The sequence below is a fragment of the Vibrio sp. HI00D65 genome (genome assembly GCF_001635455.1).
Taxonomy (GTDB): Bacteria; Pseudomonadota; Gammaproteobacteria; order Enterobacterales; family Vibrionaceae; genus Vibrio.
The window spans coordinates 1-827 of the sequence record NZ_LWEH01000143.1 but is presented as its reverse complement, the minus strand read 5'-3'; the positions used below and the strand labels follow the sequence as shown (position 1 = coordinate 827).

Genomic DNA, 827 nt, shown 5'->3' with positions numbered 1-827 from the left:
GTTAGGTATTACTAGATTACCAACAAGACTGTCTAGTTCAAACACTACCTCGTGGTTAGGTAATAATGCTCCGGCGGCATTACTATACGCAAGTCTTGCAGAGGCTTTTAAGTTTTTAAAAGGACCTCCAGATATGCTACAAACATATGAACAATCATATCAACGGGCTCTTCAAGAGTTGGTTATAGAGCAACAAGGAAGACACCGAAGAGATGAATACATGCAGGGGGCGTTAAGAACTCCTCTGCAATCAAGAAACCCATAGGAGGATAAAACATGGCTATAACTCAAGCTGTATGTACAAGCTTCAAACAAGAACTATTACAAGGTACGCACGACTTTACAGCGACAACCGGTGATACTTTTAAGATTGCGTTGTACACAAGTTCTGCTTCTCTGGATGCAACGACAACCGCTTTTAGCACAACTAACGAAGTTTCTAACTCTGGAACTTATACTTCNGGTGGGGGAACTTTAACTAGCGTAACTCCAACAACTTCTGGAACTACAGCTATTTGTGATTTCGCTGATGTATCTTTCACATCTGCTACTATCACAGCTAGAGGTGCTTTAATTTACAATAGCTCTGACTCTAANAAAGCAGTTGCTGTTTTAGATTTTGGTGGTGACAAGACATCTACGAGTGGAACGTTTACTATACAGTTTCCTACAGCAGATGCTAGTAACGCGATACTAAGATTAGCATAGGAGATATAGATGGCATTAGTCATTAATGACCGTGTAAAAGAAACCACGACTACCACAGGTACGGGTGCTGTTTCTTTAGGTGGCGCTGTAACTGGTTTTGAAACCTTTGCGGCTGGTAT

1 protein-coding gene is annotated in these 827 nt (G+C 41.2%); it reads left to right on the top strand.

The features are described from left to right. A partial coding sequence (locus A3712_RS28285; RefSeq protein ID WP_231891799.1) for a phage adaptor protein occupies positions 1-265 on the top strand: 265 nt, incomplete at its 5' end. Between the last annotated feature and the right edge of the window lie 562 nt (positions 266-827).